This is a genomic window from Pseudomonas sp. CFBP13509, from assembly GCF_005233485.1.
GTDB classification, from domain to species: Bacteria; Pseudomonadota; Gammaproteobacteria; order Pseudomonadales; family Pseudomonadaceae; genus Aquipseudomonas; species Aquipseudomonas marginalis.
This window is the reverse complement of the sequence record NZ_QGAA01000009.1, coordinates 149,102-163,396: the sequence shown is the minus strand read 5'-3', so window position 1 is coordinate 163,396 and position 14,295 is coordinate 149,102. Positions and strand designations below refer to the sequence as shown.

The 14,295-nt window shown below is 61.3% G+C and carries 12 protein-coding genes; 9 read left to right on the top strand and 3 right to left on the bottom strand.

What is annotated here, in order from left to right; translation table 11 throughout:
- The first annotated feature begins 97 nt into the window (after window positions 1–97).
- The 6 genes from PspCFBP13509_RS16925 to PspCFBP13509_RS16900 all read left to right on the top strand — a co-directional run bounded on the left by PspCFBP13509_RS16925 (window position 98) and on the right by PspCFBP13509_RS16900 (window position 5,458).
- Window positions 98–1,042, top strand: coding sequence for a choline ABC transporter substrate-binding protein (locus PspCFBP13509_RS16925; RefSeq protein WP_137212378.1), 945 nt, complete (start codon window positions 98–100; stop codon window positions 1,040–1,042).
- Between the two features lie 87 nt (window positions 1,043–1,129).
- A complete protein-coding gene (locus PspCFBP13509_RS16920; protein WP_065925463.1) occupies window positions 1,130–2,017 on the top strand; it encodes a 3-keto-5-aminohexanoate cleavage protein in 888 nt (295 codons plus the stop codon).
- A gap of 83 nt (window positions 2,018–2,100) precedes the next feature.
- On the top strand, window positions 2,101–3,066 hold the full coding sequence (locus PspCFBP13509_RS16915; RefSeq protein WP_065947496.1) for an L-carnitine dehydrogenase: 966 nt from the start codon (window positions 2,101–2,103) through the stop codon (window positions 3,064–3,066).
- Between the two features lie 13 nt (window positions 3,067–3,079).
- Window positions 3,080–3,556 carry a thioesterase family protein gene (locus tag PspCFBP13509_RS16910; RefSeq protein WP_137212377.1) on the top strand — a complete coding sequence of 159 codons (477 nt, stop codon included), beginning with the start codon at window positions 3,080–3,082 and terminating at the stop codon, window positions 3,554–3,556.
- Window positions 3,557–3,565: 9 nt separating this feature from the next.
- Complete coding sequence (locus PspCFBP13509_RS16905; protein WP_065925466.1) at window positions 3,566–4,726, top strand: gamma-butyrobetaine dioxygenase; 1,161 nt, start codon at window positions 3,566–3,568, stop codon at window positions 4,724–4,726.
- Between the two features lie 468 nt (window positions 4,727–5,194).
- Entirely contained in the window at window positions 5,195–5,458 is a 264-nt protein-coding gene (locus PspCFBP13509_RS16900) for a hypothetical protein (protein WP_065925467.1), read from the top strand.
- A gap of 43 nt (window positions 5,459–5,501) precedes the next feature.
- On the opposite strand, the gene gbdR is transcribed toward PspCFBP13509_RS16900, so the two are convergent.
- Together gbdR and PspCFBP13509_RS16890 are read right to left on the bottom strand one after the other, a co-directional pair.
- Window positions 5,502–6,605 (bottom strand): choline metabolism transcriptional regulator GbdR, encoded by a 1,104-nt coding sequence (gene gbdR, locus PspCFBP13509_RS16895; RefSeq protein WP_065925468.1) that lies wholly within the window; start codon window positions 6,603–6,605, stop codon window positions 5,502–5,504.
- A 537-nt stretch (window positions 6,606–7,142) separates the two neighbouring features.
- Window positions 7,143–8,519 (bottom strand): L-serine ammonia-lyase, encoded by a 1,377-nt coding sequence (locus PspCFBP13509_RS16890; RefSeq protein ID WP_065925469.1) that lies wholly within the window; start codon window positions 8,517–8,519, stop codon window positions 7,143–7,145.
- A 415-nt stretch (window positions 8,520–8,934) separates the two neighbouring features.
- On the opposite strand from PspCFBP13509_RS16890, the gene PspCFBP13509_RS16885 reads away from it, so the two are divergent.
- The 3 genes from PspCFBP13509_RS16885 (at window position 8,935) to choV (ending at window position 11,972) form a co-directional block, all read left to right on the top strand.
- A complete protein-coding gene (locus PspCFBP13509_RS16885) occupies window positions 8,935–9,882 on the top strand; it encodes a choline ABC transporter substrate-binding protein (protein ID WP_027606017.1) in 948 nt (315 codons plus the stop codon).
- Window positions 9,883–9,951: 69 nt separating this feature from the next.
- Window positions 9,952–10,797 (top strand): choline ABC transporter permease subunit, encoded by an 846-nt coding sequence (choW, locus tag PspCFBP13509_RS16880; RefSeq protein ID WP_065925470.1) that lies wholly within the window; start codon window positions 9,952–9,954, stop codon window positions 10,795–10,797.
- A complete protein-coding gene (choV, locus tag PspCFBP13509_RS16875) occupies window positions 10,794–11,972 on the top strand; it encodes a choline ABC transporter ATP-binding protein (protein WP_065925471.1) in 1,179 nt (392 codons plus the stop codon). Before choW ends, choV begins: the two co-directional genes overlap by 4 nt.
- A gap of 110 nt (window positions 11,973–12,082) precedes the next feature.
- Here the strand turns inward: choV and PspCFBP13509_RS16870 are convergent, their stop codons facing one another.
- Window positions 12,083–14,017 (bottom strand): BCCT family transporter, encoded by a 1,935-nt coding sequence (locus tag PspCFBP13509_RS16870; RefSeq protein WP_242001078.1) that lies wholly within the window; start codon window positions 14,015–14,017, stop codon window positions 12,083–12,085.
- Window positions 14,018–14,295 lie beyond the last annotated feature (278 nt).

Below are 14,295 nucleotides of genomic sequence, written 5' to 3'. Positions count from 1 at the left end.
CCGCCGTGCGTTTTGTCGCCTCCAAAGCTACGTAACTTGGCCTCACGGCGCACAAAGACGCCGGCCCCCACAATAACGACCTGCCGAGGGATCCACCATGAACCGACTGATTCGCCGCTGCGTGCTTGCACTCAGCGCCAGCGCCATCTTGAGCACGAACGTATGGGCTGCCGACGCGGCATCCTGCCAGAACGTGCGCATGGGCGTGGTGAACTGGACCGACGTCATCGCCACCAGTGCCATGACCCAAGTGTTGCTCGACGGCCTCGGCTACAAGACCAAACAAACCAGCGCCTCCCAGCAAATCATCTTCGCCGGCATCCGTGACCAACGCCTGGATCTGTTCCTTGGCTACTGGAATCCGCTGATGACCCAGACCATCACGCCGTTCGTCGACGCCAAGCAAGTCAAAGTCCTCGATAAACCCAGCCTGGAAGACGCCCGCGCGACCCTCGCGGTGCCGACTTACCTGGCGGACAAAGGCCTGAAGACCTTTGCCGACATCGCCAAATTCGAGAAGGAGCTGGGCGGCAAGATCTACGGCATCGAGCCGGGCTCGGGGGCCAACACCCAGATCAAGGCGATGATCGCCAAGAACCAGTTCGGCCTGGGCAAATTCCAACTGGTGGAATCCAGCGAGGCCGGCATGCTTGCCGCCGTGGACCGTGCGGTACGCCGCAAGGAAGCCGTGGTGTTCTTCGGCTGGGCGCCGCACCCGATGAACGTCAATATCGCGATGACCTACCTCACCGGCAGCGATGACGCCCTGGGCCCGAACGAAGGCATGGCCAGCGTGTGGACGGTCACCGCGCCGACCTACGCCGAACAGTGCCCCAACGTGCACAAGCTGCTGACCAACCTGACCTTCACCGCCGCCGACGAGAGCCGGATGATGCAGCCGTTGCTGGATCACAAGGACGCCCTCGAGTCCGCCAGGCAGTGGCTCAAGGATCACCCCCAGGACCAGGCGCGCTGGCTGGAAGGCGTGACCACCTTCGATGGCAAACCGGCTGCAGCCAACCTGCAACTCACCAGCAAATAACCTGACTTGAACCACCGTGTCGCAGCCGCTCCTGGCTGCGAACGGCACCGTACGCCTTGAAATCACACGCCCGTAAGGAACCGCCCCATGAACCACGACGTCATCATCACCTGCGCACTCACCGGTGCTGGCGACACGACCGCCAGAAGCCCACACGTGCCGGTCACCCCCAAGCAAATCGCCGCCGCTGCGGTGGAAGCCGCCAAGGCGGGCGCCACCGTGGTGCACTGCCATGTGCGCGACCCCGAGACCGGCAAGTTCAGCCGCGACGTTGCCCTGTATCGCGAAGTGATGGAGCGCATCCGCGAGGCTGACATCGACATCATCGTCAACCTCACCGCCGGCATGGGCGGCGACCTCGAGATCGGCGGCGGCGAGCACCCGATGGAATTCGGTCCCAATACCGACCTGGTCGGCCCGCTGACCCGCCTGGCCCATGTGGAAGAGCTGCTGCCGGAAATCTGCACCCTGGACTGCGGCACCCTGAACTTCGGTGACGGCGACACGATTTACGTCTCCACCCCGGCGCAGTTGCGTGCGGGCGCCAAGCGCATCCAGGAACTGGGCGTGAAGGCCGAGCTGGAAATCTTCGACACCGGCCACCTGTGGTTCGCCAAGCAGATGATCAAGGAAGGCCTGCTCGACAACCCGCTGTTCCAACTGTGCCTGGGCATTCCATGGGGCGCGCCGGCCGACACCACCACCATGAAGGCCATGGTCGACAACCTCCCCGCCGACGCGGTGTGGGCCGGGTTCGGGATCGGCCGCATGCAAATGCCCATGGCTGCGCAAGCGGTGCTGCTGGGCGGCAACGTACGGGTCGGCCTGGAAGACAACCTGTGGCTGGACAAGGGCGTACTCGCCACCAATGGCCAACTGGTGGAACGCGCCAGTGAAATTCTCAGCCGCCTGGGCGCACGGGTCATGACCCCGGCGGAAGGCCGCATCAAGATGGGCCTGACCAAGCGCGGCTAAAAAATGTGGGAGGGGGCTTGCTCCCTCCCACAGTTTGAGCCGGTTCCCAAAACAGAATGTGTGAATACTTCAGGATCGTCGCCATGCGCTTTATCACTGAGATCAAAACCTTCGCCGCCCTCGGCAGCGGTGTCATCGGCAGCGGCTGGGTGTCCCGTGCCCTGGCCCACGGCCTCGACGTGGTCGCCTGGGACCCCGCACCGGGTGCCGAAGCGGCGTTGCGCAAACGCGTCGCCAATGCCTGGGGCGCCCTGGAAAAACAGGGCCTGGCACCCGGCGCAGCGCAAGACCGCCTGCGCTTTGTGGCCACCATCGAAGAATGTGTGAAAGACGCCGACTTCATCCAGGAAAGCGCCCCGGAACGCCTGGAACTGAAGTTGGAATTGCACAGCAGGATCAGCGCCGCGGCCAAGCCCAATGCACTGATCGGTTCGAGTACCTCAGGGTTGTTGCCGAGTGAGTTCTACGAGGGCTCGACCCACCCGGAACGCTGTGTGGTCGGCCATCCGTTCAACCCGGTCTATCTGCTGCCGCTGGTGGAAGTGGTCGGCGGCAAGCACACCGCGCCGGAAGCGATCCAGGCCGCGATCAAGGTGTATGAATCCCTCGGCATGCGCCCGCTGCATGTGCGCAAGGAGGTCCCCGGGTTTATCGCCGACCGCTTGCTCGAAGCGCTGTGGCGCGAGGCGTTGCACCTGGTGAATGACGGCGTGGCCACCACCGGCGAGATCGACGATGCCATCCGCTTTGGCGCCGGCCTGCGCTGGTCGTTCATGGGCACATTCCTCACCTACACCCTGGCGGGTGGCGATGCGGGCATGCGCCACTTCATGGCGCAGTTCGGCCCGGCGTTGCAATTGCCGTGGACCTACCTGCCGGCTCCGGAGCTGACCGACAAGTTGATCGACGATGTGGTCGATGGCACCAGCGAGCAACTGGGCAAACACAGCATTTCGGCGCTGGAACGCTATCGTGATGATTGCCTGCTGGCGGTGCTGGAAGCGGTGAAAACCACCAAAGCCAAGCACGGCATGACCTTCGCCGAATAACGGAACCCTCACCATGCCTGCACTGACCACCTACACCACCCCAGTCCTTGCCGACTGGGTGGACTACAACGGCCACCTGCGCGACGCGTTCTACCTGCTGATCTTCAGCTACGCCACCGACGCGCTGATGGACACCCTCGGCCTGGACAGTGAAAACCGCGAAGCCAGCGGCCATTCGCTGTTCACCCTGGAACTGCACCTGAACTACCTGCACGAAGTGAAACTCGGTGCCGAAGTGGAGGTGCACACGCAACTGATCGCCCACGACGCCAAGCGCCTGCACCTTTATCACAGCCTGCATTTAGTGGGCGATGAGAAAGCATTGGCCGGCAACGAACAGATGCTGCTGCACGTCGACCTGGCGGGTCCGCATTCGGCCCCGTTTGCCGAGGCGACATTGGAGAAACTCATTGCGATCAGCGCTGGGCAAGCCGACCTGCCAAGGCCCGCCCTCCTCGGCCGGGTGATTGGACTGCCCCCGAAAAAATAAGGAGCCATCATGCAAACCGCCGCCGCTGTTGCCGATTTCCGTATTTACCCGAAACGCTTCGACCTCGCCGATGCACAGGTGCTGGACGATCAGGTTCGCGTGACATGGGCCGATGGCCGGGTCAGCCCGTTTCACCATCAGTGGCTGCGGGACAACTGCCCGTGCACGCAATGCGTGTACAGCGTGACCCGCGAGCAAGTGCTGGAAATTGTCGATGTGGATGAAAACCTCAGCGCCATCAGCGTGCGTATCGACCAGGGCTTCCTCAGCGTGGAATGGCACGGCGGTCATCGCAGCCGGTACGATCCCGGCTGGCTGCGGGCCCATGCCTACGACGATGAATCCCGCGCCGAACGCCGGGCGGCGAAACCAAAATCGCGGCTCTGGGACAACACCTTCGAACTGCCTATATTCGACTACGCGGCGGTCATGCAAGACCCTGCGGCGCTGCTGCAATGGCTGCTGGCCTTGCGTGACGCGGGCCTGACGCAAATGCGCGGCGTACCCACCGAACCCGGCTCCCTGGCGCGTGTTGCCCAGCGTATTTCATTTATCCGCGAGAGCAATTTCGGCGTGCTGTTCAACGTGCAATCCAAGGCCGATGCCGACAGCAATGCCTACACCGCTTTCAACCTGCCCTTGCACAGTGATTTGCCGACCCGGGAGCTGCAACCGGGGCTGCAATTCCTGCATTGCCTGGTCAACGATGCCGACGGGGGCGAAAGTATTTTTGTCGATGGGTTTGCCATCGCCAATGCCCTGCGCGAGGAAGATCCCGAAGCGTTTCGTGCCTTGTGTGAAATACCCGTGGAGTTTCGCAACAAAGACCGCCACAGCGACTATCGTCGCCTCGCGCCGATCATCGCATTGGACGCACTGGGGGATGTGGCAGAGATTCGCATGGCCAACTTTTTGCGTGGGCCGTTCGAGACGTCGGTGGCGCAGATGCCGTTGCTGTATCAGGCTTATCGACGCTTTATCGCGATGACGCGCGAGGCGCGCTTTCGGCTGGTCAAGCGCCTGAACCCGGGCGAGCTGTGGTGCTTCGATAACCGCCGCACGTTGCATGCGCGCAATGCGTTTGATCCCACTTCGGGAGCGCGGCATTTCCAGGGATGCTATATCGATCGCGACGAGTTGCTCTCAAGGATATTGGTGTTACAGCGGTAAACCGTGGTGCCCCCGATGAGCATAGGTATCTACACATCTTGAGCCGAGCCCCCTGCGTAGCAGCTGTCGAGCCTTGGCGAGGCTGCGTCGGCGGTGTGTCAGACGCGCCGCAAACGCAGCCTCGCCAAGGCTCGACAGCTGCTACGCGTTATCCTACTGAAGTTGTGTAGATACTTGTGCCCCGATGAGGCCGGCACAGACACCGAAAAAACCCAGGCAAAAAAAGCCCCGATCCAGCCGTGACTGGATCGGGGCAGAGGTGCCTTGTGAGAGCGTTACATCCCGAGGGTGACCAAACCATCAAGCTGTGTGCCTGGGTTCAGTGTGCCGGTAAGTGCCTTCGGCAAATGGCCCGAAAACGACATGCCCATAGCCATCTGAGGCATTCGCGCATTCTGCCCTTGCCGACCGCTTGGGTGGCTACCAGAATCGAGGTCGAACCCCGCTCCCCTCACCAGGATAAACGTCATGATGCATGCGGATTTGATTGACCAGGATGACCTGCTGAGCCAACTGCGCTCGCTGGGTTTCGAAGTCTCCAGCGGCTCTACTGCCGAGCAGGCCTGCGAATGTGCCGTACGCGGTTTGAGCGAAGCACGGGCCAAGGCGCTCAAGGGTATGGTTGAGCAGATGTACACCGGCAGTGCGACGATTTTGCCGGCGGTGCGCCAGGCGATCGATAAGCAACTGTTGCCGGCGCTGATGCAGTTCAAGCAGAACTCCGGCGCCTGACAGACCGCTATCGGGGGCAAGCCCCCGATGCAGTCAACTCGGTTTAGAGCCGTACACTCGCGAAAGTCGACTCATTGCGCGCCTGGCTCAACGCCGCCATCGGTCCCGACAGCGGTGACAACACCAGCGCCTGCGGAATCGGCATCATCGCCACCTGCTGGGTGGTGTTGGAGCCTACGCGCTCATCCCGTGGCGGAATGCCGAAGTATTCGCGGTAGCACTTGGAGAAGTGCGGCGTGGAGACAAACCCGCACACCGAGGCCACTTCGATGATCGACATCGGCGTTTGCTTGAGCAACTGCCGCGCGCGAATCAGGCGCAGCTTGAGGTAATAGCGCGACGGCGAGCAGTGCAGGTATTTCTGGAACAGCCGCTCCAGCTGGCGACGCGACACGGCGACGTACACCGCCAGTTCGTCGAGGTCGATCGGCTCTTCGAGGTTGGCTTCCATCAGCGCGACGATTTCCTGCAGCTTCGGCTGGTTGGTGCCAAGCATGTGCTTGAGCGGCACACGCTGGTGATCCTGTTCGTTGCGGATGCGCTCGTACACGAACATCTCGGAGATCGCCGCCGACAGTTCACGGCCATGGTCGCGGCTGATCAGGTGCAGCATCATGTCCAACGGCGCGGTGCCGCCCGAACTGGTGAAGCGGTTGCGGTCGAGGGTGAACAAACGGGTGCTCATCGACACACGCGGGAAGGCTTCCTGCATCGACGCCAGGCATTCCCAGTGCACGCTGCAATCAAAACCGTCGAGCAGACCGGCACAGGCCAGGGCCCAGCTGCCGGTGCACACTGCGCCAAGGCGACGGGACTGGCGCGCCTGGCTTTGCAGCCACGACACATGCTCACGGGTCACGGTACGCTGGATACCCACGCCGCCGCACACAATCACAGTGTCCAGGGCCGGGGCTTTGTGCATGGAGGCATCGGGGGTGATTTGCAGACCGTCGCTGGCCCATACCTGGTTGCCGTCGACACTCAGGGTTGTCCAGCGATACAGCTCGCGGCCGGACAGCTGGTTGGCCATGCGCAGCGGTTCCACGGCCGAGGCCAGGGAAATCAGCGTGAAATTGTCCAGCAGCAAAAAGCCGATGGATTGAGGCGCACGGTTCTGGGGTTGGGCCCCGGAGTTGAACGACGTCATGGCGGTATCTCCTCACACAAAGCAGGTGATGGCCTCAGGCGAGGCTCTTGTTATTGCGCTCTTCATCCGGCAAGGCGAGAGGCTTTGAATTGGTAGAGCAAATGCCATGCCTAAATTTGAATGGCTATTCAACAAATCCTGAAAACGACCTGATGACGCGTCTAAATAAGCCCGCGCGAGGAGTACGGGATATGGCTGAAATAGACGTCGGAGCGGCCCTGCTCAAGGTGTGTGAGCAGTTCGGTATCACTTGTGGGAAGGCGCTTTCAGCGCGTAGGAAAAGTCTGTCACCGCACGCACAGGTGACGGGTGGTCGAGGGGAAAATCGTTTGGAAGCTACTTATCTGTTTGCGACGCGCTAAAAGGTGGCGATTTTGGTTGGAGTGTTCACTTGTAGTGAGCGGGCTTGCCCCGCGCTGGGTGGCGAAGCCGCCCCAAAATCAGGCGACCGGGTTTTATCTGAAACTATGTGGTGCCTTTACCCAGCGCGGGGCAAGCCCGCTCACCACAAAGGCCCTGTTCATCACAACAAGCTAATCAGCACTCCACCGCACTGACCGCCAACCCGCCCCGGGACGTCTCCTTGTACTTGTCATGCATATCCGCCCCGGTATCGCGCATAGTGCGGATCACGCGGTCCAGGGAGATAAAGTGCTGGCCATCACCGCGCAGGGCCATCTGCGCCGCGTTGATCGCCTTCACCGCGGCAATCGCATTGCGCTCGATGCACGGCACTTGCACCAGCCCGCCCACCGGGTCGCAGGTCAGGCCGAGGTTGTGCTCCAGGCCGATTTCGGCGGCGTTGCACAGTTGCTCCGGGGTTGCGCCGAGGATCTCTGCCAGCCCGGCAGCGGCCATGGCGCAGGCCGAACCCACTTCACCCTGGCAACCGACTTCGGCCCCGGAGATCGAGGCGTTCTTCTTGCACAGGATCCCCACCGCCGCTGCACTGAGCAGGTAGTCGACCACGTTGGCTTCGGTGACTTCGTCGCTGAACTTCATGAAGTAGTGCAGCACCGCCGGAATGATCCCCGCCGCACCGTTGGTGGGCGCCGTGACCATGCGTCCACCGGCGGCGTTTTCTTCGTTCACCGCCAGGGCGAACAGGTTGACCCACTCCATCGCACTCAAGGTCGAGCCGATCACATTCGGCTTGTTCAACTCCTGCAGGCTGCGGTGCAACTTGGCGGCACGACGGCGCACATTGAGGCCGCCGGGCAGGATGCCTTCGTGCTTGAGGCCCTCCTCCACGCACGCCTGCATGGCGCGCCAGAGTTTCATCAGGCCACTGCGGATTTCGTCTTCGGAGCGCCAGACTTTTTCATTGGCCAGCATCAACTCGGCAACGCGCAGGTTGTGGGTCTTGCACAGCTGCAGCAACTCCACCGCGCTGGAGAAATCATAGGGCAACTCGGTGCGGTCCATGTCCGCCACACCGCTCTGCGCCTGGGCTTCATCCACCACAAAACCACCGCCCACTGAGTAGTAGGTGTCGCGGTGCAGCTCGCCTTCATCGCCGTACACCACCAGGGTCATGGCGTTGGGGTGGAACGGCAGGTTTTCGTCGAGCAGGCGCATGTCCCGGGCCCACACGAACGGCACGGGCAAACGCCCATCGAGCAGCAATGTGTCGGTTTCGCGCAGGGTGTGGATGCGCAGGCCGATCTGCGACGGATCGATCGCGTCCGGCCACTCGCCCATCAGGCCCATGATGGTGGCGGTGTCGCTGCCGTGGCCGATGCCGGTGGCGGACAGCGAACCGTACAGCTGAACTTCGACACGCCTGACTTGTTCCAACAGTTCACGTTCACGTAACCCCTGGACGAACAACGCCGCGGCGCGCATGGGGCCGACGGTGTGAGAACTGGAAGGCCCGATGCCGATCTTGAACAGGTCGAAAACACTGATAGCCATTACGGTAGAACTCCTCGATAAGCACGGCCAGGCTTGAACGAGGTGCTACGCTCAGATCGCCCAGATGGCGGCATCATCAAGCTTTTGCTGTCGCTCACGGCGTCTCACACCGACGCACCCATGCTCACCAGCGTCGCTCCCGTGCGATCGCCTGTTTCAGCCGTTTTTAGCGGTGCAGACGGGCAAAAACAGCGGTTTTACCTTGGGAAAAACCTGTAAGCGACGTCACCGACACTGGATACGACCCTCCCTGTACTGGATACGACGCCCCCTGTAGGCGTCAGATTTTCACTGGTACATGATCAGTCTCGACTCGTTTGCAAGGCACCGTGGCAGAGCTGTTGCCGCACGCTCCAACCGCAACACTTATAAAGCGCGGCGAATGCCGCCAGAAAAAACACAGGAGTCTACCCAGATGAAAGGTTCACCCTCGTTGTTGTTGGCCGCCATGCTGAGTCTGCCAGTCATGGCGCACGCCGCAGAACCGGAACAGTGCAAGACCGTCAACTTCTCCGATGTCGGCTGGACCGACATCACCGTCACGACCGCGACCACCAGCGAAATCCTCAAGGGCCTGGGCTACAAGACCAAGACCACGATGATTTCCGTTCCTGTGACCTACAAGTCCCTGGCCGACGGCAAGAACATGGACGTGTTCCTCGGCAACTGGATGCCGACCATGGAAAACGACATCAAGCAGTACCGTGATGCCGGCACCGTGGAAACCGTGCGCGCCAACCTGGAAAACGCCAAGTACACCCTGGCGGTACCCGAGGCGCTGTACAACAAGGGCCTGAAAGACTTCGCCGATATCGCCAAATTCAAGGATGAGCTGGGCGGCAAGATCTACGGCATCGAGCCGGGTAACGACGGCAACCGCACCATCCAGACGCTGATCGACAAAGACGCCTTCGGCCTCAAGACCGCCGGCTTCAAAGTGGTCGAATCCAGCGAAGCCGGGATGCTTTCCCAGGTTGAGCGCGCCACCAAGCGTGACCAGGCCATCGTGTTCCTCGGCTGGGAACCGCACCCGATGAACACCCGCTTCAAGATGAAGTACCTGACCGGGGGTGACGATTCGTTCGGCCCCAACTACGGCCAGGCCACCATCTATACCAACACCCGCAAGGGCTACACCGAGGAATGCAGCAACGTCGGTCAGTTGCTGAAGAACCTGGTGTTCACCTTGAACATGGAAAGCACCCTGATGGGTAACGTCCTGGACGACAAGATGAAGCCCGATGCCGCCGCCAAGGCCTGGCTGAAAAAGAACCCGCAAGTCCTCGACACCTGGCTCGCCGGAGTCAATACCGTCGATGGCAAACCAGGCCTGGAGGCCGTCAAAGCGTATCTCGCCAAGTAATCCCGCTGACCCCGGGGCGGTGCGCTGCCCCGGGATGTTTTCCCTCTTCGCATGTGGACATTCACTACCATGCTGACTGAACAGAAAATCCCACTAGGCCAGTACATCGCTGCCTTCGTCGAATGGTTGACCCAACACGGCGCCAACTACTTCGACGCAATCGCATCGACACTGGAAACGATGATCCACGGCGTGACGTTCGCGCTGACCTGGTTCAATCCGCTGGCATTGATCGGTCTGATTGCGCTGCTGGCTCACTTTATTCAACGTAAATGGGGACTGACTGTTTTTGTCATCGTCTCTTTCCTGCTGATCCTCAACCTGGGGTACTGGCAGGAAACCATGGAGACCCTCGCGCAGGTGCTGTTCGCCACCCTGGTCTGCGTGGTCATCGGTGTGCCGCTGGGCATTGTTGCCGCGCACAAACCGCTGTTTTACACCATGATGCGGCCGGTGCTCGATCTGATGCAGACCGTGCCGACCTTCGTCTACCTCATCCCTACCCTGACCCTCTTCGGGCTGGGTGTGGTGCCCGGGCTGATTTCCACGGTGGTGTTCGCGATTGCCGCGCCGATCCGCCTGACCTACCTGGGTATCCGTGATGTACCGCAAGAGTTGATGGACGCCGGCAAGGCCTTTGGCTGCTCGCGCCGTCAGTTGCTCTCGCGCATTGAACTGCCCCACGCCATGCCGAGCATCGCTGCCGGTATTACCCAATGCATCATGCTGTCGTTGTCGATGGTGGTGATCGCGGCCCTGGTGGGCGCCGACGGCCTCGGTAAGCCGGTGGTCAACGCGCTGAACACCGCCGATATCGCCCTGGGCTTTGAAGCCGGCCTGGCGATTGTGCTGCTGGCCATCATGCTCGACCGCATCTGCAAACAACCCGACGCCAAAGTAGGGGGTGATGCATGAGCATTATCCGATTCGACAATGTCGACGTGATCTTCTCCAAAGACCCACGCGAAGCGCTCAAGCTGCTGGACCAGGGCATGAGCCGTAACGAGATCCTGAAAAAAACCGGGCAGATTGTCGGCGTTGAAAAAGCCAGCCTGGATGTGGAAAAAGGCGAGATCTGCGTGCTGATGGGCCTGTCGGGCTCCGGCAAGTCGAGCCTGCTGCGCTGCATCAACGGCCTCAACACCGTCAGCCGTGGCCAACTGTTCGTCGAGCATGAAGGTCGCCAGATCGACATCGCCTCCTGCAGCCCCGCCGAGCTGAAAATGATGCGCACCAAGCGCATCGCCATGGTGTTCCAGAAGTTCGCCCTGATGCCCTGGCTGACGGTGCGCGAGAACATCAGCTTTGGTCTGGAAATGCAGGGCCGCCCGGAAAAAGAACGGCGCAAGCTGGTGGACGAGAAACTCGAGCTGGTGGGCCTGACCCAGTGGCGCAACAAGAAGCCCGATGAGCTGTCCGGCGGCATGCAACAACGCGTCGGCCTGGCCCGCGCGTTGGCGATGGATGCCGACATCCTGCTGATGGACGAGCCCTTCTCCGCCCTCGACCCGCTGATCCGTCAGGGCCTGCAGGACGAGTTGCTGGAACTGCAAAGCAAGCTGAGCAAGACCATCGTGTTCGTCAGCCACGACCTCGACGAGGCGCTCAAGCTGGGCAGCCGCATCGCGATCATGAAAGACGGCAAGATCATCCAGTACAGCGTGCCGGAAGAGATCGTGCTGAACCCGGCGGACGACTACGTACGCACCTTCGTCGCCCATACCAACCCGCTGAACGTACTGTGCGGCCGCAGCCTGATGCGCACACTGGACAACTGCAAACGCGTCAACGGTTCGGTGTGCCTCGACCCGGGCGGCGATTCGTGGCTGGACCTGTCCGAAGGCAACACCATCCAGGGCGCCCGCCAGAATGGCATGGTGATGAACCTGCAGAACTGGGCGCCGGGGCAACCGGTGGAAGGTTTGGGCCGGGTACCGACCCTGGTGGATTCGAATATCGGCATGCGTGATGCGCTGCAGATTCGTTACCAGACGGGGAACAAGCTGGTGTTGCATGACAACAACCAGGTGGTGGGGATCCTTGGCGACAGTGAGCTCTACCACGCCCTGCTGGGCAAAAACCTGGGCTAGCAAACACCGCAAACGCCAGTGCAGAAACCGGGTCAAACATGTGGGAGGGGGCTTGCCCCCCACATTTTTTGCCCCAGTGATGTCAGTGACACCACCGGGCTTTCAACGCATCAGCTATAGACACGGCCAAGGAGCTGCCGATGGCTTTCAAACTGATCGAGCACGTCCCGGGTGATCTGTTCCTGGGCGAAGCCCATCAGGTCGTATTCCTGAGGCCCGTTGTGCAGGTACACCTCGGCCCGGTAATAGCGGGTGCGTTCTTCTTCGGGCAGGTCGCTCGGTGCCGACGAGTAAGCATCCAGGCTCACTTCATAAACGAAGGGGTTGCCCTCTTCCATCTCGATGCGCACACCGATGCAGCGCTTGGACTTGCCCAACAGCGTCTGCACTTCCAACCCTTGCTCACGCAACGCGACCGCCGCCTCTTCCAGCGCCGGCGTGACGTGCTTGTCCATAAAGCGCTGCACAGTGCCCTGGCTCGGTTGCAGGTCGAGTGCCGTCAAGCGCTCGCTGAAGCCACGACGCCCGCGTTCAGCCAGTTGCGCCTGCTCCTGTTCGATCGCCACGTCCTGGCGCATCGCCTTGTGCAAACCGAACATAAAGAAAATCAGCACCACCGAGAACGGCAGCCCCGCCAGCACCACCATGGTTTGCATGGCTTCGAAGTTGCCGGCAAACAGCAGGCCGATGGTCACCAGGGTGATCACCGCCGACCAGAAGATGCGCAGCCAGTGCGGCGCATCTTCATCCACATTGCCGCCTTTGCAGGAAAGGTTGGCCATCATCACCGCACCGGAATCCGCCGGGGTCAGGAACAGCACAAAGCCCACGAAGATCGACACGCCGATGACGATTTTCGACGCCGGGTAATGCTCCAGCAGTTGGTAGATGGCCATGGACGGTTGTTCCAGCGCCGTCTTGCCCAACTCCACCGCACCATGGTTCAACACCAGGTCCAGCGCCGAGTTACCGAAGATCGACAGCCACGCCAGGGTAAAGCCCAGGGGAATCAGCAACACGCCGGCCACCAGTTCACGCACCGTGCGGCCACGGGAAATCCGCGCGATGAACATGCCCACGAACGGTGCCCAGGAAATCCACCAGGCCCAGTAGAACAGGGTCCACAGGCCCATCCAGCGTTCGGTCTTGTCACCGTCGCCTTCGTACACATAGAGGTCGAAGGTTTTCAGCACGATGCCGTTGAGGTAGTCGCCGGTGTTCTGCACCAGGCCATTGAGCAGGTGCAGGGTCGGGCCGAACAGCAGCACAAAGATCAGCAAGCCGCTGAACAGCACGATATTGAGGTTGGACAGGCGGCGGATGCCGTTCTCCACGCCCGACACGGCGGCGATGGTCGCCACGGTGCTCATCACGATGATCACGATCAGCAGGTTGGTGTTGCTGTGCGCCATGCCGAACAGGTTTTCCAGGCCGGACGACACCTGCATCGAACCGATGCCCAGGTTGGTCACCAGGCCCAACAGGGTCACGAACATGCCGAAACCATCCACCGCGTGACCGGCCGCGCCCTTCACCCAACGCTCACCCACCAGCGGGTACAGCGCCGAACGCAAGGCCAGCGGCTGGTTATGCCGGTAGGCGAAGTACGCCACCGCCAGGCCGACCAGCGCATAGATCGCCCAGCCATGCAGGCCCCAGTGCAAAAAGGTCAACTGCAACGCCTGGCGTGCCGCGCCGTTGCTGGCGGCGGCGCCTTCGGGCGGGTTGAAGTAGTGATCCAGCGGCTCGGAGGCACCGAAGTACAGCAACGAGATACCGATGCCCGACGAGAACAGCATGCCGGCCCAGGCGCCGTAGCTGAAGTCCGGGGTGTCGTCCTTGCTGCCCAGTTTCAACTTGCCATAGGACGAAAACGCCAGGCCGACCACAAACACCAGGTAAGCGGCGATGACCACCATGTAGTACCAGCCGAAGCTTTTGGAAAGCCAGGCCTGGGCTACGCCGAGCATGCGCCCGGCCTCCTGCGGAGCGATGATCAGAATGGCGGTCAACAACAGAATCAGCGCGGTGGAGGTGTAGAACACCCAACCGTTGACCCGCACCTTTTCCGGCGGGGTCTTTATAAGAGAGGCAGAACTCATGGCGCAGATGCTCCAGGCAGTGCGAGAGAGAAACACAAGGCAACGGTTATCCCGGCCTATCGATTTTTCGGCAGTCGACGGACGGGTGTTATAAAGACACCCCGAAAATCCTTGAGCCCCACCAGGCAGTGGGCAGGCCTTGATACCGCCTGTTTCAAAGGTTTTTGCAGGTGCCGGATGTCGCGGCCTTCACGTAGGAAATACCTGTAGGCAGCGACCAT